16 protein-coding genes and 1 tRNA gene are annotated in these 17,764 nt (G+C 60.5%); 10 read left to right on the top strand and 7 right to left on the bottom strand.

The window, feature by feature from the left end; all coding sequences use genetic code 11:
• Window positions 1-393: TIGR02281 family clan AA aspartic protease (locus Q7T10_RS08655; protein ID WP_304747493.1), on the top strand; the 393-nt coding region annotated here is incomplete at its 5' end.
• 218 nt (window positions 394-611) lie between these two features.
• On the opposite strand, the gene Q7T10_RS08650 is transcribed toward Q7T10_RS08655, so the two are convergent.
• Genes Q7T10_RS08650 through Q7T10_RS08640 form a run of 3 tightly spaced genes read right to left on the bottom strand, consistent with a single transcriptional unit; the run spans window position 612 to window position 2,669 of the window.
• Window positions 612-1,790 (bottom strand): acyl-CoA dehydrogenase family protein, encoded by a 1,179-nt coding sequence (locus Q7T10_RS08650; RefSeq protein ID WP_304747492.1) that lies wholly within the window; start codon window positions 1,788-1,790, stop codon window positions 612-614.
• Between the two features lie 42 nt (window positions 1,791-1,832).
• Window positions 1,833-2,354, bottom strand: coding sequence for a MerR family DNA-binding transcriptional regulator (locus tag Q7T10_RS08645; RefSeq protein ID WP_304747491.1), 522 nt, complete (start codon window positions 2,352-2,354; stop codon window positions 1,833-1,835).
• A gap of 18 nt (window positions 2,355-2,372) precedes the next feature.
• Window positions 2,373-2,669 (bottom strand): SCP2 sterol-binding domain-containing protein, encoded by a 297-nt coding sequence (locus Q7T10_RS08640; protein ID WP_304747490.1) that lies wholly within the window; start codon window positions 2,667-2,669, stop codon window positions 2,373-2,375.
• A 171-nt stretch (window positions 2,670-2,840) separates the two neighbouring features.
• Between Q7T10_RS08640 and Q7T10_RS08635 the strand changes: the two genes are divergently transcribed.
• The 9 genes from Q7T10_RS08635 (at window position 2,841) to greB (ending at window position 13,556) form a co-directional block, all read left to right on the top strand.
• Window positions 2,841-4,451, top strand: coding sequence for an acyl-CoA carboxylase subunit beta (locus Q7T10_RS08635; protein ID WP_304747489.1), 1,611 nt, complete (start codon window positions 2,841-2,843; stop codon window positions 4,449-4,451).
• Window positions 4,452-4,503: 52 nt separating this feature from the next.
• The gene (locus Q7T10_RS08630; RefSeq protein ID WP_304747488.1) at window positions 4,504-5,655 is read left to right on the top strand and encodes an acyl-CoA dehydrogenase family protein; all 1,152 of its coding nucleotides are present in this window, start codon (window positions 4,504-4,506) and stop codon (window positions 5,653-5,655) included.
• 23 nt (window positions 5,656-5,678) lie between these two features.
• A complete protein-coding gene (locus Q7T10_RS08625) occupies window positions 5,679-6,500 on the top strand; it encodes an enoyl-CoA hydratase/isomerase family protein (RefSeq protein ID WP_304747487.1) in 822 nt (273 codons plus the stop codon).
• Complete coding sequence (locus Q7T10_RS08620; protein WP_304747486.1) at window positions 6,497-8,461, top strand: acetyl/propionyl/methylcrotonyl-CoA carboxylase subunit alpha; 1,965 nt, start codon at window positions 6,497-6,499, stop codon at window positions 8,459-8,461. Before Q7T10_RS08625 ends, Q7T10_RS08620 begins: the two co-directional genes overlap by 4 nt.
• Window positions 8,458-9,333: a 3-keto-5-aminohexanoate cleavage protein gene (locus Q7T10_RS08615; protein ID WP_304747485.1), complete on the top strand. Its 876-nt coding sequence runs from the start codon at window positions 8,458-8,460 to the stop codon at window positions 9,331-9,333. Before Q7T10_RS08620 ends, Q7T10_RS08615 begins: the two co-directional genes overlap by 4 nt.
• Entirely contained in the window at window positions 9,333-11,156 is a 1,824-nt protein-coding gene (locus tag Q7T10_RS08610; RefSeq protein WP_304747484.1) for a long-chain fatty acid--CoA ligase, read from the top strand. The genes Q7T10_RS08615 and Q7T10_RS08610 overlap by 1 nt, the downstream gene beginning before the upstream one ends.
• Window positions 11,146-12,762, top strand: a complete 1,617-nt coding sequence (locus Q7T10_RS08605; protein WP_304747483.1) for an FAD-dependent oxidoreductase — start codon at window positions 11,146-11,148, stop codon at window positions 12,760-12,762. The genes Q7T10_RS08610 and Q7T10_RS08605 overlap by 11 nt, the downstream gene beginning before the upstream one ends.
• 74 nt (window positions 12,763-12,836) lie before the next feature.
• A tRNA-Arg gene (locus tag Q7T10_RS08600) sits at window positions 12,837-12,913 on the top strand.
• 82 nt (window positions 12,914-12,995) lie between these two features.
• On the top strand, window positions 12,996-13,556 hold the full coding sequence (gene greB, locus Q7T10_RS08595) for a transcription elongation factor GreB (RefSeq protein ID WP_304747482.1): 561 nt from the start codon (window positions 12,996-12,998) through the stop codon (window positions 13,554-13,556).
• Here the strand turns inward: greB and Q7T10_RS08590 are convergent.
• The 4 genes from Q7T10_RS08590 to Q7T10_RS08575 all read right to left on the bottom strand — a co-directional run bounded on the left by Q7T10_RS08590 (window position 13,549) and on the right by Q7T10_RS08575 (window position 17,736).
• Entirely contained in the window at window positions 13,549-15,717 is a 2,169-nt protein-coding gene (locus Q7T10_RS08590; RefSeq protein ID WP_304747495.1) for a bifunctional (p)ppGpp synthetase/guanosine-3',5'-bis(diphosphate) 3'-pyrophosphohydrolase, read from the bottom strand. The genes greB and Q7T10_RS08590 overlap by 8 nt on opposite strands.
• A gap of 209 nt (window positions 15,718-15,926) precedes the next feature.
• Window positions 15,927-16,130, bottom strand: coding sequence for a DNA-directed RNA polymerase subunit omega (gene rpoZ / locus Q7T10_RS08585; RefSeq protein ID WP_296444873.1), 204 nt, complete (start codon window positions 16,128-16,130; stop codon window positions 15,927-15,929).
• A 29-nt stretch (window positions 16,131-16,159) separates the two neighbouring features.
• Window positions 16,160-16,780 (bottom strand): guanylate kinase, encoded by a 621-nt coding sequence (gene gmk, locus Q7T10_RS08580; RefSeq protein ID WP_304747481.1) that lies wholly within the window; start codon window positions 16,778-16,780, stop codon window positions 16,160-16,162.
• Window positions 16,781-16,818: 38 nt separating this feature from the next.
• A complete protein-coding gene (locus Q7T10_RS08575) occupies window positions 16,819-17,736 on the bottom strand; it encodes a YicC/YloC family endoribonuclease (RefSeq protein ID WP_304747480.1) in 918 nt (305 codons plus the stop codon).
• Window positions 17,737-17,764: the final 28 nt, after the last annotated feature.

The following is a 17,764-nucleotide window of genomic DNA, read 5'->3' as shown; positions in this document are numbered from 1 at the left end:
AAGCCCAAACAAGCCAGGGTGTTGGCAAATGGTGATCTGGTGATCAATCGGTCGCAGGACGGCCATTTTTACACCACCGGCACCATTAACGGAAGAGAGGCCAGATTCATGGTCGATACCGGTGCATCCCTGGTGAGCGTGAGTGAAAAATTCGCCCAGAAAGCATTCATTCGCGGCGGCGTGCCCGCCATGTTCCATACGGCCAATGGCGATCGTCCCGGGCGCATTGTGGAGGGTTTGGGTGTGTCTATCGGACCGGTGAGCGTCACCAACGTCAAAGTGGGCGTGGGCCTGAATCTTGGTGATGAAAACGAAGCTCTATTGGGCCAGTCGTTCCTGTCGAAATTCGACATCACAATGGGCAAAAACCAGATGGTGCTACGGTCCCGGTGAGCGGGTTGTGCGTCGCCCATCTTCGCAGACGGATCTCCAAGCCGAAAGCGTGACTGCAAGGTGACAATCTTGACGGACGCTGGCGAAGCATGATGAGCGGAGACGAGCCTCAGTCGTTGATAACTAAGGGTTCCCCCTGACAATCCTTTGGTCCACAGCTCAAGTCTGTGACGGCCCACCATTCAATCTGTATCCGCTTGCTCAGCAAGCAGATGTGCTCACATGAACCGTGACGCCAGCTCCTTCATGATCTCATTGGTGCCGCCGTAAATGCGTTGCACGCGTGAGTCGGTGTACAACTCGGCGATGGTGTATTCGCTCATGTAGCCATAGCCGCCAAACAGCTGCAGACATTCGTCCATCACCTTGCATTGCTGCTCTGACACCCAGTATTTCAACAATGCGGCGCGATCCACGCCGAGTTTTCCTTGCAGGTGGGCGGCCATGCTGGCGTCCACCAGCGTGCGCGCGGCCAGTACGGTGGCCTGGACTTCGGCCAGTTTGAAGCGTGTGTTCTGGAAGTTCCAGATCGGCTTGCCAAAGGCCTGGCGCTCCTTGGTGTATGCCACGGTCTCAGCCAGAGCGCGTTCCATGGCGCCCATGCCCCCCAGGGCGACGATCAGGCGCTCTTGCGGCAATTGCTGCATGAGCTGGAAGAAGCCTTGTCCCTCGCTGCCGCCGAGCAATTGATCGGCGGGCACGCGCACATCATCGAAGAACAGCTCGGAGGTGTCCTGTGCCTTCATGCCAATTTTGTCGAGCTTGCGGCCACGCCGAAATCCGGGCGAACGGTCAGTCTCCAGTACCAGCAGGGACATGCCCTTGGCGCCTTTGGTTTCGGCGGGGTTGGCGCCATCGGCCGCCACGGTGCGGCACGCCACGATGATGAGGTTGGCGTTTTGGCCGTTGGTGATGAAGGTCTTCTGTCCGTTCAGGACATAGTGGTCACCATCGCGTCGGGCGGTGGTGCGGATGGCTTGCAGGTCGGAGCCGGTGCCGGGTTCGGTCATGGCAATGGCGCTGATGAGTTCACCGGTAGCCATTTTGGGCAGCCAGCGCTGTTTTTGAGCCTCGGTGCCGTAGTGGAGGATGTAGGGCGCAACAATGCCTGAATGCAGTGCGCCGCCAAAACCACTCAGGTTGGCGCGCGCCTGTTCCATGATCATGACGGCCTCATGGCCAAAGTCGCCGCCACCTCCGCCATAGCTCTCAGGCATGGCCGCGCACAACAGGCCTTGCTCGCCGGCCTCGCGCCAAACTTCCGGTCCCATGACGCCAGCGGCGCGCCATTCAGCGGCGCGCGGAACCCAGCGTTCGTTGAAAAAGCGTTTGACCGAATCCTGGAGCATGCGATGCTCCTCGGTCATCCAGGTGGATTCAAAGTTGTCGATAGCCATGTGAGGTCTCGTGAATTGCGGCGTCAATACGCCGCCAAAATTTCAGGCGGGAGGTTTTGCGGTGCGGCGACGTGATTCCAGGTGCTTGCGGCAGCTGGCATTGATGACGCGCAACTCGGCAAGCGTTTCGTCAATCTGGGCGCGCTTCTGTTCCAGCTCTTGAATGGCCGTGTCCGTCCGGTCGATGACATAGCTCAATTGCTGTGAACGGCCTTCACCGTGATCGCCGTACAGGTCGAGATAGCGCTTGATTTCTGACAGGGGTGAGCCGATGTCCTTCGCGCGAAGGATCAGGGCCAGGCGTGCCCGGTCGCGCCGGGTGTAGACCCGGGCGCCGTTGACGCGCCTGGGCGCCAGCAGTCCCTTGTCTTCATAGAACCGCAGAGCCCGCAAGGTGATGCCGAACTCCTTGCACAACTCGGTAATGCCGAACAGCTCGGAGTTTCCCTCGTCGCGGTGCGAGTCGACAAAAGCCTGCGCGTCGGTCGTGCCCGACGGACTGGCCGCGATGACACGCTGCTTGCGTGCTCGCGGCGCCTTGACTGGCGAAGAGGGTGAGGCCACGCCTTGCGTCCGAAGGGATTAGATGACGCGTTGCAGACGCATGGCGACGCCCATGTCGCCGGACACCTTGAGTTTGCCTGCCATGAAGCCGGTTGCGGGTTCCAGGTCGCCGCTCAGCAGGGCGTTGAGGTTGTCCAGGGTGATGCCGACAGTGCAGTCCACATCCACGTTGTCATTGGTGACGGTGTTGGGAGTGGATTTGCCGTCGATGACGATCACGCCATCAGCGCCGCAGTCAAATTTCAAGGTAGCTGCCAAGCCGCTGTCAGCGCCTACTTTGGTGCGGATGGCTTGGGTGCATTCTTCGATGTTCATTGTGGTTTCCTTGGTTAAAACAGGGTTGTAGAAAAGGGTGGTTTGGAACGGGATGGATAGTAACACTCACACATGCCGTTAAGAACAGTATAAACACCTATACGAAATCAGGTTGACGTATACGTTACCTTAGTATCTAATGCGGAAACTTTTCGTGAAGGACCCGTTCTGATGCCCTTAATACGTTCCAAAATAAATGCCCGCTCCGATGCCTTTGCCGCCAATGCAAAGCGGATGAATGACCTGCTGGCCGAGGTGCAGCGCCTCGAAGGCATGGTGATCGCCGAATCCGAATCCAAGCGGGAAAAGTTCGAGAAGCGCAAGCAGTTGCTGCCGCGCGAGCGCGTTGCCCGACTGCTGGACCGTGGCACTCCGTTCCTGGAACTCAGCCGCCTGGCGGGCCTCAATATGCATGACGACGACGGCAAGAAGTCCGTGCTGGGTGGCGGCTCCATCATTGGGGTAGGCGTGGTCGCCGGCAAGCGCTGCCTGATCTCGGTCAACGACAGTGCCGTCAAGGGCGGCACGGTGGCGCCCATGGGCCTGAAGAAGGCCCTGCGCGCGCAGGAAATTGCGCTCGAGAATAAATTGCCTGTCATCTACCTGGTGGAGAGCGGTGGCGCCAACCTGATGTACCAGGCGGAGATTTTTGTCGATGGTGGGCGCAGCTTTGCCAACCAGGCGCGTATGTCGGCCGCTGGTGTGCCGCAGATTTCGGTGGTGCACGGCTCATCCACGGCCGGTGGTGCCTACCTGCCAGGCCTGTCGGACTATGTCATTCTGGTGCGCGGGCGCTCCAGCATCTACCTGGCAGGCCCACCGCTGGTGAAAGCCGCCATTGGCGAAGACTGCACGGATGATGAGCTGGGCGGCGCCGAAACCCATGCGCAAGTCACGGGTCTGGGTGAATACCTCACTGAAGATGATGCCCATGCCATTGCCATGGCGCGCGAGGTGATGGACAAGTTGCGGTGGGACACCACGCCCGCTCCAGTCACCTTTGCTGAGCCCTTGTTTGACGAGCAGGAATTGATGGGTATCGTGCCGGCGGATGAGCGTGAACCCTACGACGTGCGCGAGATCATTGCCCGTCTGGTGGACGGCTCCGACTTTCTGGAGTTCAAGGCTTCGTATGCACCTGAAATGATGTGTGGGCACGCCCGCGTGCAGGGCCATCTGGTCGGCATTCTGGGCAATAACGGCCCCATCCAGCCAACCGGCTCCACCAAGGCGGCGCAATTCATTCAGCTGTGCGACCAGAGCGGCACGCCCCTGATCTTTTTGCAGAACACCACGGGTTACATGGTGGGCTCGGCCGCTGAGCGCGGCGGTGCTATCAAGCATGGCTCCAAGATGATCCAGGCGGTGGCCAACGCCCGTGTGCCCAAGTTCACCGTGGTGCTGGGCGGCTCTTACGGCGCCGGTAATTACGGCATGTGTGGCCGTGGCTTTGACCCGCGTTTCATCTTCTCCTGGCCAACCGCCCGCACGGCGGTGATGGGCGGCGCCCAGGCGGCCAAGGTGATGGACATCGTCAACCGTGCAAAGATCGAGCGCATGGGCATGGAGGCCAACGACGAGGCGCTCAAGGCCATGTCCGATGGCTTGCGCCTGCGGCTGGACAAAGAGTCTGCCGTGCTGTTTGGCACGGCGCGCCTTTGGGACGACGGGATCATCGATCCGCGCGACACGCGCCGGCTTCTGGGTTTGTGCCTGGCATTGGCCGACGAAGCTGAGAAGCGAACCCTGCGTCCCAACACCTTTGGTGTGGCACGCATGTAGAGCGCAAAGATCTTTCCAGCCTTTTCCTTCCTCCAATTTACGAGAACGAACCATGAAATTCACCCCTGAACACGAACAGATCAGTGACACCGTACGCAAGTTTGTCGCCAATGAAATCAATCCGCATTTGCCCGAGTGGGAGAAGGCCGGAATATTTCCGGCCCACCAGTTGTTCAAGAAAATGGGCGACCTGGGGCTGCTGGGCATCAAGTACCCGACCGAGTTTGGCGGCATGGGGCTGGACTTCAGTTACTCCATGGTGATGGCCGAGGCGCTGGGCGAATGCAAGGCCGGCGGCGTGCCCATGGCCATTGGGGTGCAGACCGACATGTGCACGCCCGCACTGGCGCGCTTTGGCTCCGACGCGCTGCGCCACGAGTTCCTGGCTCCGGCCATCGCCGGTGACATGGTGGGCTGCATTGGGGTGAGCGAAGCAGGCGGTGGCTCGGATGTGGCCGCACTCAAAACCACGGCCCGCAAAGACGGCAACGACTACCTCATCAACGGCTCCAAAATGTGGATCACCAACGGCATGCAGGCCGACTGGTGCTGCCTGCTGGCCAACACCTCCGATGCACCGGCGCACAAGAACAAGTCGCTGATCATGGTGCGCCTGGACAGCCCCGGCGTGACGCGCCAGAAGATCGAGAAAATCGGAATGCACTCCAGCGATACCGCACAGCTGTTCTTTGACAACGTGCGCGTGCCACAGAGCAATTTGATCGGGCAGGAGGGCATGGGCTTCATGCTCCAGATGCTGCAGTTCCAGGAAGAACGCCTGTACGGCGCCGCCGGTTGCCTGCGCTCGCTGGACAGCCTGATCGACCAGACCATTGACTACACGCGCCAGCGCCAGACCTTTGGCAAACCCATTTTGCATAACCAGGTCGTGCACTTCCGCCTCGCGGAATTGCGCACCGAGGTGGAAGCACTGCGCGCTCTGACCTACCGGGCGGTGGAGGCCTATGTTTCCGGCAAGGACGTCACCAAGCTGGCCTCCATGGCCAAGCTCAAGGCAGGCCGTTTGAGCCGCGAAGTGGCCGACAGTTGCCTGCAGTACTGGGGAGGTATGGGCTTTACCGCCGACAACCCGATCTCCCAAGCCTATCGGGATGGCCGCCTGATCTCCATCGGCGGCGGTGCCGATGAAATCATGCTGGGCATCATCTGCAAATTCGAAGGCACCTTGCCGGGCAAGGCCTGATCATGGGGCTGGCATTAGATGCTATGAATTTGGAAGCAGTCTATGCAGAGCAGACGGGGGCTGTGCTGCATATTACCTTGAACCGTCCGGAGTCTCGCAACGCCATGTCGCTCAAGATGGTGGCCGAGCTGCGTCAGGTGCTGGCAGCGGCGCAAGACACTGCCGGCAAAGACGGAGCCGTGCGGGTGCTGGTGCTGCGCGGTGCCGGCGGGCACTTTTGCGCTGGTGCTGATTTGAAAGACATGGCGGGTGCGCGCATGCGTGCCATGCAAAAGCCCGAAGGTGATGCGCCAGATCCCATCGCCCAGGTCAACGCCGAATTTGGCGAGCTGTGTGTGGCCTATGCCCAAACGCCGCTGGCTGTGGTGGCGGTGCTGGAAGGTACCGTGATGGGTGGCGGGCTCGGCCTGGCCTGTGTGGCGGATGTCGCCATTGCCAGTGAAACTGCCAGTTTTCGCCTGCCCGAGACGAGCCTGGGCGTGGTACCCGCGCAAATCGCCCCTTTCCTGGTGGAGCGGCTCGGCTATTCACAGGCCAAGCGGCTGGCAGTGACCGGTGGCCGGCTCGACGCGGGCGCGGCCCTGGCGATTGGCATGGTGCACGCGGTGGCAGACAGCGCCGGCCTGCAGGCGCAGCTGGACCAGGTGCTGGCCGACATTCTGGCCTGTGCTCCCGGGGCGGTGACTGCCACCAAGGCCCTGATGGCACGGGCGCGGCTGGTGCCACCCCAGGAGCTGGTTCTTGATGCTGCCGCCATTTTTTCCCATGCTGCGCAGGGCCCTGAGGGGGTCGAAGGCATGACCGCATTTATTCAGAAACGCAAACCAGACTGGGCATTGCAATGACTTTCTCCAAACTATTGATTGCCAACCGTGGCGAGATCGCCTGCCGCGTCATTCGGACTGCGCGCAACCTTGGCTACAGGACTGTGGCTGTCTTCAGCGACGCGGACCGCGACGCGCCCCATGTGGCGCTGGCGGACGAAGCCGTCCACATCGGCGCTTCACCCGCTGCCGAGTCGTATCTGCGCTTTGACGCCTTGCTGGAGGCGGCACGCAAGACCGGTGCCGATGCCTTGCACCCGGGCTATGGTTTCCTGAGCGAAAACGCTGCGTTTGCGCAAGCCTGTGTCGACGCCGGGGTGGTCTTCATCGGCCCCCCTGCCTCCGCCATTGAGGCTATGGGCGACAAGGCCCTGGCCAAGCGCCGCATGCTGGAGGCCGGCGTGCCTTGCGCACCGGGCTATCTGGGTGAAGAGCAGGGCGATGCACAGTTGATCGAAGAGGCTGAGAAACTGGGCTTTCCGCTGTTGGTGAAAGCGGTGGCCGGTGGTGGTGGTCGCGGCATGCGCCTGGTGCGCCATTTCTCGGAACTGCAGCAGGGCATCGATGGTGCACGCCGCGAAGCGACCAGCGCGTTTGGCGACGGCACGCTGATGCTGGAGCGGCTTATTGACAACGGCCGTCACATTGAAATACAGGTGTTTGCCGATGCCCATGGCAATGCCGTGTACCTGGGTGAGCGCGATTGCACGGCGCAACGCCGGCGCCAAAAAGTCATTGAAGAAGCGCCGTCACCGGTGGTGACACCCGCCATGCGTGAAGCCATGGGCAAAGATGCGGTCGCGGCCGCTCTGGCCGTTGGCTACCGTGGCGCGGGCACCGTCGAATTCATTGTGGATGACAAGCTCAAGCACTACTTCCTGGAGATGAATACCCGCCTGCAAGTGGAACACCCGGTGACTGAAATGATCACCGGCTACGACCTGGTGGAGTGGCAACTGCGGGTGGCGTCGGGCGAGCCCTTGCCGGCGAAGCAGCGCGATATTCAACTCACCGGCCATGCCATTGAGGCCCGTCTGTACGTGGAAGATCCCTATGCCGGCTTTGCGCCGCAAACGGGCACCGTGCTCTGGTGGCAGCCCGGCCGCGCGTTGCACGCCGGGGTGCGCATTGACGATGGCATCCGGCAAGGCAGTGTGATTTCGCCGTATTACGATCCGATGGTGGCCAAGGTCATCGTGCATGGACGGGACCGCGATGACGCCATCCGCCGCCTGCGCGCGGCGCTGGCCAACACGCCCCTGCTGGGCCTGAAGAACAATGGCCGCTTCCTGAGCGACCTGGTGGACCACCCTGCTTTTCGCAAGGCTGAAATGACCACCACGCTGATTGACCAGTGGCTGGAGCAAGGCGAGCCCCTGCTGCAAGCGACCGCGGCCAATGACGCCGTATGGCGTGTCGCCGCCATGGTGATGGCCATGCAACATGGCAATAGCTGGCGCGCGAACAGTGTGGCTGCGTTTGATTTGAAACTGCAAAGCGGCGACGTGGTGCGCAGTGTTCGGGTGCACCCTGATCGCCATGGCGGCATCGCGCTCACGCTCGATGGCGTCGTGGTCCATGCGGCTGTGCTGTCCTATGCCGACGGCGTGTTGCGTTTTTCTGTCGACGGCGTGCTGCAGTCCGCCATTTCCGTGATGAATGGCAGCGACCTGCATCTGGCGCTGGATGGCTACTCGTTTGCCTTCAGCGAAGTGTCGGCCTTCCCCAGCGCCGATGCCTTGAAGGACGCCAGCCGGGCCCGCTCGCCGGTGGCCGGCAAAGTCACGCAGATTCTGGTGGCGCCTGGCGCTCCCGTGCAGGAGGGGCAGCAAATGGTCTGCGTGGAGGCGATGAAGATGGAAATGTGGCTATCCGCCGAGGCCGCGGGCACGGTGCAAGCGGTTCACGCCAAGGTCGGAGACCAGATGGAGTCGGGCGCCTTGCTGATCGAAATTGAACTCAATACAACCAAGGAAGCATGATGGAAAAAGCAATACTGACCTGTGCGCTGACTGGCGTCCTGACCAACCCCAAACAGCATCCCGTGCCGGTGACCCCGGCGCAGATGGCCGCCGAGGCGCGTGACGCGTTCAATGCGGGCGCCTCCATCATGCATGTGCATGTGCGCAACCAGGAAGAGGGCATGGGCCACATGCCCTCATGGGACCCGGAAGTGATGGCGTCGGTGGTGGATGCGATTCGTGCTGCGTGCCCCGGCGTCATCATCAACCTGACCACCGGTGTGGTGGGCAAGGATGTTTCCGGACCCCTGGCGTGCATCCGCCGCGTCAAGCCCGAGATTGCTGCCTGCAACGCTGGCAGCCTGAACTACCTGAAGATCAAGGAAGATGGGAGCTGGGCCTGGCCACCCATGGTGTTTGACAACCCGGTGGCCAAGGTGCAGCAGTTTCTGGACGTGATGGCGGAGTGCGGCACCCACCCCGAGTTTGAGTGCTTTGACGTGGGCATCGTGCGTGCCGTGGGTATGTTCGTGAAGAACGGCATGCTCAAGCCCGAGATGGGCCGCCCCGAATACAACCTGGTGATGGGCGTGGCTTCGGGCATGCCTTGCGATGCCGATCTGCTGGCCTTGTTGCCGCAGTGGATGGTGCCCAACAGTGTCTGGCAAGCCACCTTGATTGGCCGCACCGAGATCTGGCCTGTGCATCAAAAAACCGCCGATCTGGGCGGCATGCTGCGCACCGGTCTGGAAGACACCTTCTATCTGCCCAATGGGGAACGGGCCAAGGGCAATGGCGAGTTGATCACGGCCTTGGCCGGGTGCGCGCGCAATGCTGGCCGCTCTGTGGCGAGCCCGGCAGAGGCACGAGTCCTGCTCGGCTTGCATCACTGATGAACGCCGCTTCCATTCAAGCCACCCAGGTGGCAGGTGTTCCCTTTGTTGCAGCACCAGTCCGCCTGTTGGCGACGGCGCAGCGACTCGGTGCGGTGCCCGCCTACTTTGAGCGCGGGGACACGCAATGGGAGCCAACGAGCTGGACGGCCTATGCCGAACAGGTTCGTTGCGCGGCGCGCGCGCTGGTCGCGATCGGTGTCATGCCGGGTGAGGCCGTGTGCATCCTGGGATTCAACCGTCCTGAGTGGGTGATCATGGATCACGCCGCGATGATGATCGGGGCGGTAGCAGCGGGTATTTACTGGACCAGTGCTGCCGGCGAGGTGGAGTACATCATCGACCACTCCCATTGCGCGGTGCTGCTTGCAGAAAACGAGGCGCAATGGGCCAAGGTGGCGGACCGTCGCGCGGCGCTTCCCCGCCTGCAGCGGGTGGTCATGATGCGTGGCGCCAGGGCCGACGATGGCTGGCAGGTCACCTGGAATGACTTCCTCGCGCTGGGCGAGCAGAAGCATCAGACCGAGGTAGACCGCCGCATGGCCGCGCTGGGCCCCGATGATCTGGGTACCCTGATTTACACATCAGGCACCACCGGTGCGCCCAAGGCTGTGATGCTGTCGCATGGCAATCTGATGTGGACGTCGGTGGCCTTGTCGGCTGCTTTTGGTGCCAACCCGGCCGATCGCCTGATCTCCTACCTGCCACTGGCCCATGTGGCTGAACAGCTGGGTGCCATTCACAACCACGTGAACGCTGGCTATACGCTGTACTTTGCCCGAAGCATTGAGTCGTTGGGAGCGCATCTCACCGAAGTACGTCCGACGATTTTTTTTGGCGTGCCGCGTGTCTGGGAAAAGATGCACACCGGCATTGCCGGCAAGCTGGCCACCGCCACCGGCTTCAAGGCCCGGCTGGCACGGTGGGCGCTCGACGTCGGCCAGCGCTGGCACGCCAGCCAGCTTGCCGGCACAACAGCGGGTGTGTTGCTGCGGGCGGAGAAGGCGCTGGCTTCAAGGCTGATTCACCAGAAGGTTCAGAAGGCGTTGGGCCTGGATCAGGCTCGTCTGATGATTTCTGCCGCAGCCCCGATTTCGCCCGAGAATTTGCGGTTTTTCACAGGCCTTGATCTGTTGATCTGCGAAAGTTACGGGCAGTCCGAGGATTGCGGGCCGACCTCCATCAGCCTGGCGGGCACGACCCGCATTGGCGCGGTGGGCAGGCCGCTGCCGGGCACAGAAGTACGAATCGCCGGCGACGGCGAGATTCTGGTGCGTGGGCCCCATGTCTTTCAAGGCTATATGGGTCGGCCCGAAGACACGGCGCAGACCCTGGTCGATGGCTGGCTGCACACAGGTGATCTCGGCCATTTTGATGCCGACGGCTACCTGTATGTATCAGGTCGCAAAAAGGACCTGCTGATTACTTCCGGTGGCAAGAATATTTCGCCGGCAAATATTGAAGCGGAATTGATGGACTTGCCTTTGGTAGAGCATGGCGTGGTGTGCGGTGACGGCAGGCATTTCCTGGCGGCGTTGTTGACGCTCAAGCCGGATGTGCTGAAGACATTTCTGGAAGCTGGCGGCGTGTCTGGCGTTGGCGATGCAGATGCGTGCCAGCATCCGCTGGTGCTGGCGGAGCTGCAGAAAGGAATTGATGCGATCAATCAGAACCAGGCCCGCGTTGCCTGGATCCGCAAGTTCACCGTGCTGGCCGAACCTTTGTCAATTGACACCGGTGCATTGACCGCGACCATGAAGATCAAACGCAAGGTGGTGATTGACCGCTATCGCCAGGTGGTCGAGAAGATGTATGCCGACTGATCCAGTCCCGTCGGATTGGGACGTCGTTGTTGTCGGCAGTGGCTTTGGCGGCTCGGTCAGCGCTTTGCGCATGGCCGAGAAAGGCTATCGGGTGCTGGTGGTCGAACAGGGACGGCATGTCAGCCAGGAAGACTTGCAGGCCGCCGGGGAAGACTCAAAGCGGCTCATGCGCATGCCTGCTTTGGGATTGAAGCGGGGGTTCTTCGCCCAGGAGATTTACCGACACATCAGTCTGGTGCGTGGCATTGCCGTGGGGGGTGGCAGCGTCGTCTGGGCAGCGGTTCTGCTTGAGCCCAAGCAGGCGTTCTATGACGATGCCGCCTGGAAGCGATTGCCGTCGCGTGATTGGCGCCAGGAGCTTGCGCCCCATTATTTGACGGCACGTCGAATGCTGGGGTTGGCGGAAAACCCGCGGCAGTCTCTGCAAGACGATTGGCTGCGAGAAACGGCACGTCAGCTTGGCGCTGAGGACAGCTTTGGCCCGGTGACGCAGGCCATTTACTTTGGTTCGCCAGACACGGAAAACCCCGATCCTTTTTTTGCAGGCGAGGGCCCGAGCCGGCGCGGTTGCATCTTTTGTGCGCGCTGCGCAACCGGCTGCGCCCAAGGCGCCAAAAACACGCTTGACAAAAACTACCTGCATCTGGCGCAGCGCCGGGGCGCGAGAATTCTGGCCGAGCGTCGCGTGCAACGCATCACGCCATCGGAGGGCGCGCAAGGCGGTTATAGCCTGGTCCTGGAACATCCTTGGGACAAGCAGGTGGCACCGTTGACGATCACTGCGCGCAAAGTGATTGTGGCAGCAGGCGTGGTGGGCACGCTCGAGCTGTTGCTGGCCTGTCGGGACCGTTATGCCGCACTGCCCAGACTCTCGCCCGTGCTGGGCAGACATGTCCGCACCAATAGCGAGAGCATTCTGCCGGTCATTTCGCGCGATCCGGCGACCGATATAGGCGATGGTGCAACCATATCAACGCATTTTTTTGTCGGGGCGTCGCACGTCACACAAAACCGATTTTCGCCGTCGCACCGCGTTCTGCGCTGGCAGACCGGCCCGCTGGTCAGCGACGCAGTCCCGTGGCGGCGCGCCTTGCGAACGGTGTGGCGCTTCGTCGCCCATCCGCTTGATTCCACGCTTTCCATGCGTGCGGGTCGCCAATGGTCGGCCCGTACCTCCTTGTTGACAGTCATGCAGACGGCCGACAACCAGCTATCCTTTGACTACGGTCGCAGTGCCTGGCGGGGTTTTCGCTGGAGTCTGCGCTCGGTCATTCCCGCTCATGAGACTCGTGCACCCTCGTATTTGCCGGAAGCCAATCGCATTGCCGAGGTGTTTGCCCGTGTCAGTGGTGGGGTGCCGGGCAATGCCTTGCTGGAGTCTGTCGGCAACGCTTCAATGACCGCGCACGTGTTGGGCGGCTGTGTGATGGGCGGTTCGGCCGCCGATGGCGTCATCGACGAGCGGCATGAGGTGTTTGGCTACCCTGGCCTGTACGTTGTTGATGCTTCCGCGATCCCCGCCAATGTGGGCGTCAATCCCAGCCTCACGATCACCGCGATGGCCGAACGCGCCATGGCGCTCATGCCAGAGATGGCGGTCCGCTGACGCGTGCCTGAGTTCGATAAAAAGGCAAATGATTTTGCGTATCCGGGGCCCTTCGTGCTATACTTCAAAGCTTAGCGGCTGTAGCTCAGTTGGATAGAGTACTTGGCTACGAACCAAGGGGTCGTGGGTTCAATTCCTGCCAGCCGCACCAAAAAGTTAAGGCCTGCAACTGCAAAGTTGCAGGCCTTTTTCTTGTGCGCCATGTATGCTCACGCGTTCTTCGCCAAAATCCAATGAACAAGGCCTTCACCAAGGAATCTGACGATGCGGACGATGATGATCCGCATTTGCCGTCCTTGCCGTCTGGCGGGAAAAATTACATCACGCCCCAAGGCTATGCCCGAATTCGTGCCGAACTGCTGGATTTGATAGACAACGAGCGCCCCAAGGTGGTCGAGATTGTTCATTGGGCCGCCAGCAACGGGGATCGATCGGAAAATGGGGATTACATCTACGGCAAGAAACGCTTGCGCGAGATTGACCGCAGAATCCGGTTTCTGACGAAACGCGTTGAAATCATGGAGGTCACAGACCCCGCCGTGCACCATGGCAGCGATCAGATATTCTTCGGCGCGACCGTCACTTACATGGACGACGCTGGCGTGCAGCGAACGGTCACGATTCTGGGCATTGATGAGGCGGACAGTTCAAAAGGCCAGGTCACCTGGGTGTCGCCCATTGCCAGAACCCTCCTGAAAGCCAGGACCGGGGATGTGCTTCAGCTTGTGACGCCGGCCGGCCTTGTGGAAATTGAGGTCATCAGCGTGCAATACCCCGTGCCGGGCCTCAACTGACCTGTTGTGCGCTTTTGGCCCGTTGCGCCTTGAGGACAGACGGCGTTCTTCTCAAATTGCGCAGCGCGGCATCCAGCTGGGTGAGGTCGCGCACTGCGATGATGAAACGCAGATCCGCAGCATCCTGGGCGGCTTCATCTTCCATGTCGATGTGAGTGATGTCGGCCTCGGCAGCCGCCAGCGCGGCCGCCACGCGGGCCAAAACGCCCTTGCCATTGGCGACAGTCACCAGCACCTCGGTTTCAAATGTGCGAACGGGTTCATCTGACCACTCCACGCTGATAAAGCGCTCGCTGTCCTTGTTTTTGAGCTTCCTGGCCACAGCGCAGTCTTCCGCGTGCACGATCAAGCCTTCGCCGCGGCCCAGGTAGCCCACAATGCCGTCACCTGGCACAGGTCTGCAGCAGGTCGCAAATTGGACGGATGCGTTTTCACTGCCATCCAGTACGACGCCACCCTGAGAGACAGTCTCGTTCGCGGTGTACCGTTCACGCGTGAGCAGCAGAGCATCCGGCTTTTCACCACTGTCCGTCAGCAGCGTCAGCAAGCGCTTGGCGACGATGGTGGCAATTCGTTTGCCCAGACCGATATCCGTCAGTAGTTCGGAGCGATTCTTGTTGCCAGTGAAGCGCAGCAGCTTTTCCCAAATCAGCTTGTGCTCACCGGTGTTGTCCGGCAATTTCTGAATCCCCTCGGCGCGAAGCGCCTGCGCCAGCATCTTCTCGCCCATGCCTTCCGAATCAGCTTGTGCCAGTGTCTTGAGGTGATGACGGATTTTTGAACGCGCGCGCGCGGTTCGCACGAAACCCAGCCAAGCAGGGTTGGGTGTGGACACCGGTGCGGTGACGATTTCTATGACGTCGCCATTTTTGAGTTCGGTACGCAATGGCACTTGTTCGCCATTGATTCTGGCGGCCAGAGTCCGATCGCCAACGTTGCTATGAATTGCGTAGGCAAAGTCCACGACGGTCGCCCCCCTTGGGAGCGCCATGATCTGGCTTTTGGGCGTAAAAACATACACAGCGTCCGGGAACAGATCTACCTTGACATGGTCCCAGAATTCAGCGGCGTCCCGGGTCTCGTCCTGAATATCCAGCAACGACTGCAGCCACTTGGAACCCAGCCGGTCGCCGTTGCTTATCTCTTGCGGGCTGTTGACCTTGTACAGCCAGTGCGCGGCGATGCCGGACTCGGCAACGAGGTGCATGGCTTCGGTACGCACCTGGAATTCCACATTGACGCCAGAGGGGCCAACCAGGGTGGTGTGAAGTGACTGGTAACCGTTGAGTTTGCCAATGGCGATGTGGTCTTTGAACTTGCCCGGCACCGGTTTGTAGAGTTGGTGCAAGGTGCCAAGGGCCGTATAGCAGTCAATCACGCTGGGCACCAGAACCCGGAAGCCATAGATGTCCGTCACCTGGGCAAAGCTCAAGTGTTTTTCGTCCATCTTCTTGTAGATCGAGTACAGGGTCTTCTCCCGTCCTGCGATCCTTACCTTCATGCCACTGTTGGCGAAAGCTGTTTCCACTTCCCGTTGCACTTTTTGAATCAGGTCCCTTCGGCGGCTGCGCGCTTTGGCCACCGCCTTCGATAAAATGGCGTAACGCCACGGCCGCAAATGGCAAAAGGCGAGGTCCTGGAGTTCACGGTAGGTCTGGTTCAGGCCAAGGCGGTGTGCAATTGGGGCGTAGATATCGAGTGTTTCGGAGGCAATGCGCACCCATTTTTCGCGCGGCGCGTCTGACAGCGTGCGCATGTTATGGGTTCGATCAGCCAGCTTGATCAGGATGACGCGGACATCACGCGCCATCGCCAGAAGCATCTTGCGAAATGACTCTGCCTGGTTTTCCTCCCGGGTATTGAAATGCAGCTTGTCCAGTTTGGTCAGGCCGTCCACCAGTTCAGCCACGGGGGAGCCGAAGCGTTCGATCAGCTCGGTCTTGGTGATCCCGCAGTCTTCCAGTGCATCGTGCAAAAGCGCGGCCATGAGCGCTTGGGCATCAAGCTTCCACTCTGCGCATTGCGCGGCTACCGCTATGGGATGGGTGATGTAGGGCTCACCGCTGTTGCGGATTTGTCCCAGATGCGCCTCGTCGGCAAATCGGTAGGCCAGGCGTACCTGCTCGAGATCGGGGGGTGACAGGTAGTCAAGCTTCGCCATCAGGCTGGCGAAACTGGCCGCAGCTGCGTTGGCCGCGGCTGGACTCGGCGTTGTCGTCGCTTGACGATCTGCACCGGAGGCCGGGGCCTTGCTGGAGGATGATTTGACTACAGTACCCACCCCTTGAATATAGCCGTGCGGATGCCAGTCTGCCGGCCAACAACAAAAAAGCACCGCGAACGGTGCTTTTCAGAGGATGTGGAAAAGTCTTAGAGAGGCACTTTTTTCAGCATTTCCAGGCCGATCTTGCCAGCTGCGATCTCGCGCAGGGCGGTGACGGCGGGCTTGTTTTTGCTCTCCACTTTGGGCGCGTGGCCCTGGCTCAGCATGCGCGCGCGGTAGGTTGCGGCCAACACCAGTTGGAAGCGATTGGGGATCTGCAAAAGGCAGTCTTCGACGGTAATACGGGCCATGAAATTCTCCGAAAGACCAGGGAAATGCACTAGGGGATGTTCAGTGCTTTGAACGTTTCAGCCCTGGCGCGACGTTGCGCCGAGAACTTGAGTCGCTGGGAGTGAACGATCGCCTTCAGGTCAAAAAGCGCCCGATCAAACAACTCGTTGATTATAACGAAGTCGAATTTGTTGACCTGCGCGACTTCAACTGCGGCGTTTTTGAGCCTCAACTCGATGACGTCGGGTGAGTCTTCCCCACGGCGTTCCAGTCGGGCGCGCAATTCTTCCCAGCTTGGCGGCAAGATGAAGATACTGATGGCATTGGCAAAAATCTTCTTGATCTGGACCGCGCCCTGGAAATCGATCTCAAGAATGACATCGGCGCCCTGCGACATCCGCTCCTCGATGGCTCTCTTGGAGGTGCCGTAGCGATGGTCATGCACATTGGCCCATTCCACAAAGGCATTCGCCTGAATCATGGCGTCAAATTCAGGTTCGGATACAAAGAAGTACTCGCGTCCGTGTTTTTCCTGTCCTCTGGGCGCACGCGTGGTGTGTGAAACCGAAGGTTGGACATGTGAGTCAAGCTCAAGCAGAGCCTTGACCAGACTTGATTTTCCAGCCCCGCTCGGGGCTGCAACGACAAACAAATTTCCGGGGTAGTCCATACGGGAAGCGGCTTTCGAGGGCGATTGACAGAGTCGCTTTATTCTATGTTCTGCACCTGCTCGCGCATTTGCTCGATCAGCACCTTCATGTCCACCGAGATATGGGTCAGTTCCAGCGCCGCGGATTTTGAGCCCATGGTGTTCGCTTCCCGGTGCAGTTCCTGGATCAGGAAATCGAGTCGTTTCCCGAGCTCGCCACCCTTGTTGATCAGTCTCTCCAGTTCATCCAGGTGGGAGTTCAGGCGGGTGATTTCTTCGGCGACGTCAATGCGAATGGCAAATGCAGTGGCTTCTGTAAGCGCCCGATCCTGCGCCGCCTCCGGCAAGGCCGCGCCTTCAGTCAGGGCCATGGCCTCCATCCAGCGGTCCAGGAAGCGCTGGCGCTGCTGTGCCACCAATTGGGGCACCAGGGGCACGGCCTGGCCGGCCAGGGCGCGAAGCTGCCCGATTCGTTCCAGCAGCATGGTCGCCAGCCGGGCGCCCTCACGCTCGCGCGCGGACAGCAGTGCTTGCAGCGCTTTCTCGGCAAGCGGAAGAATGTCCTCGCGCCAGTCGCGGGTGGAGGTCTGTTCGCTGGAGGAAAGGCGGATGACATCTGCCACGCTCAATGGCCGGGCATCTGGCAGCCAGGCTTTGACGCTGTCCTGTACTGCATTGAGCCGCTGCAGCAGTCGGGGCGTCGGATCGACCACGGCGCCCTGGGAACTCGTTTCAATGGCAGCGCGCACTTCGACCTTGCCCCGTTTGAGCCGGCCGACCACGAGTTCCCGCAGCGCCGGCTCGTATTGCCGGAGTTCCTCGGGCAGTCGAAATGACAGGTCCAGGAAGCGGCTGTTGACAGACCGGATTTCCAGGCCGAGATGGCTGGGAGGCGAATTTTTGGACTCGGGCTCGGGACTGGAATTGGCTGTGCTGTGCTGGGCACTGGCATAGCCGGTCATGCTGTAAACTGGCATCTCGACTCTTTGATCAATGGAATGTGCC

The sequence above is a fragment of the Rhodoferax sp. genome (assembly GCF_030646845.1).
GTDB lineage: Bacteria > Pseudomonadota > Gammaproteobacteria > Burkholderiales > Burkholderiaceae_C > Rhodoferax.
The sequence above is the reverse complement of the archived record's forward strand: the minus strand, read 5'-3'. Positions and strand labels throughout refer to the sequence as shown.

Excerpts from the sequence above, each read along its gene's own strand:
- gmk (WP_304747481.1), bottom strand. The coding sequence starts at position 16,780 with ATGGACTACCCCGGAAATTTGTTTGTCGTTGCAGCCCCGAGCGGGGCT.
- Q7T10_RS08650 (WP_304747492.1), bottom strand. The coding sequence starts at position 1,790 with ATGGCTATCGACAACTTTGAATCCACCTGGATGACCGAGGAGCATCGC.
- Q7T10_RS08640 (WP_304747490.1), bottom strand. The coding sequence starts at position 2,669 with ATGAACATCGAAGAATGCACCCAAGCCATCCGCACCAAAGTAGGCGCT.
- greB (WP_304747482.1), top strand. The coding sequence starts at position 12,996 with ATGAACAAGGCCTTCACCAAGGAATCTGACGATGCGGACGATGATGAT.
- Q7T10_RS08620 (WP_304747486.1), top strand. The coding sequence starts at position 6,497 with ATGACTTTCTCCAAACTATTGATTGCCAACCGTGGCGAGATCGCCTGC.
- Q7T10_RS08615 (WP_304747485.1), top strand. The coding sequence starts at position 8,458 with ATGATGGAAAAAGCAATACTGACCTGTGCGCTGACTGGCGTCCTGACC.
- Q7T10_RS08610 (WP_304747484.1), top strand. The coding sequence starts at position 9,333 with ATGAACGCCGCTTCCATTCAAGCCACCCAGGTGGCAGGTGTTCCCTTT.
- Q7T10_RS08630 (WP_304747488.1), top strand. The coding sequence starts at position 4,504 with ATGAAATTCACCCCTGAACACGAACAGATCAGTGACACCGTACGCAAG.
- Q7T10_RS08590 (WP_304747495.1), bottom strand. The coding sequence starts at position 15,717 with ATGGCGAAGCTTGACTACCTGTCACCCCCCGATCTCGAGCAGGTACGC.
- rpoZ (WP_296444873.1), bottom strand. The coding sequence starts at position 16,130 with ATGGCCCGTATTACCGTCGAAGACTGCCTTTTGCAGATCCCCAATCGC.
- Q7T10_RS08635 (WP_304747489.1), top strand. The coding sequence starts at position 2,841 with ATGCCCTTAATACGTTCCAAAATAAATGCCCGCTCCGATGCCTTTGCC.
- Q7T10_RS08575 (WP_304747480.1), bottom strand. The coding sequence starts at position 17,736 with ATGCCAGTTTACAGCATGACCGGCTATGCCAGTGCCCAGCACAGCACA.
- Q7T10_RS08625 (WP_304747487.1), top strand. The coding sequence starts at position 5,679 with ATGAATTTGGAAGCAGTCTATGCAGAGCAGACGGGGGCTGTGCTGCAT.
- Q7T10_RS08605 (WP_304747483.1), top strand. The coding sequence starts at position 11,146 with ATGCCGACTGATCCAGTCCCGTCGGATTGGGACGTCGTTGTTGTCGGC.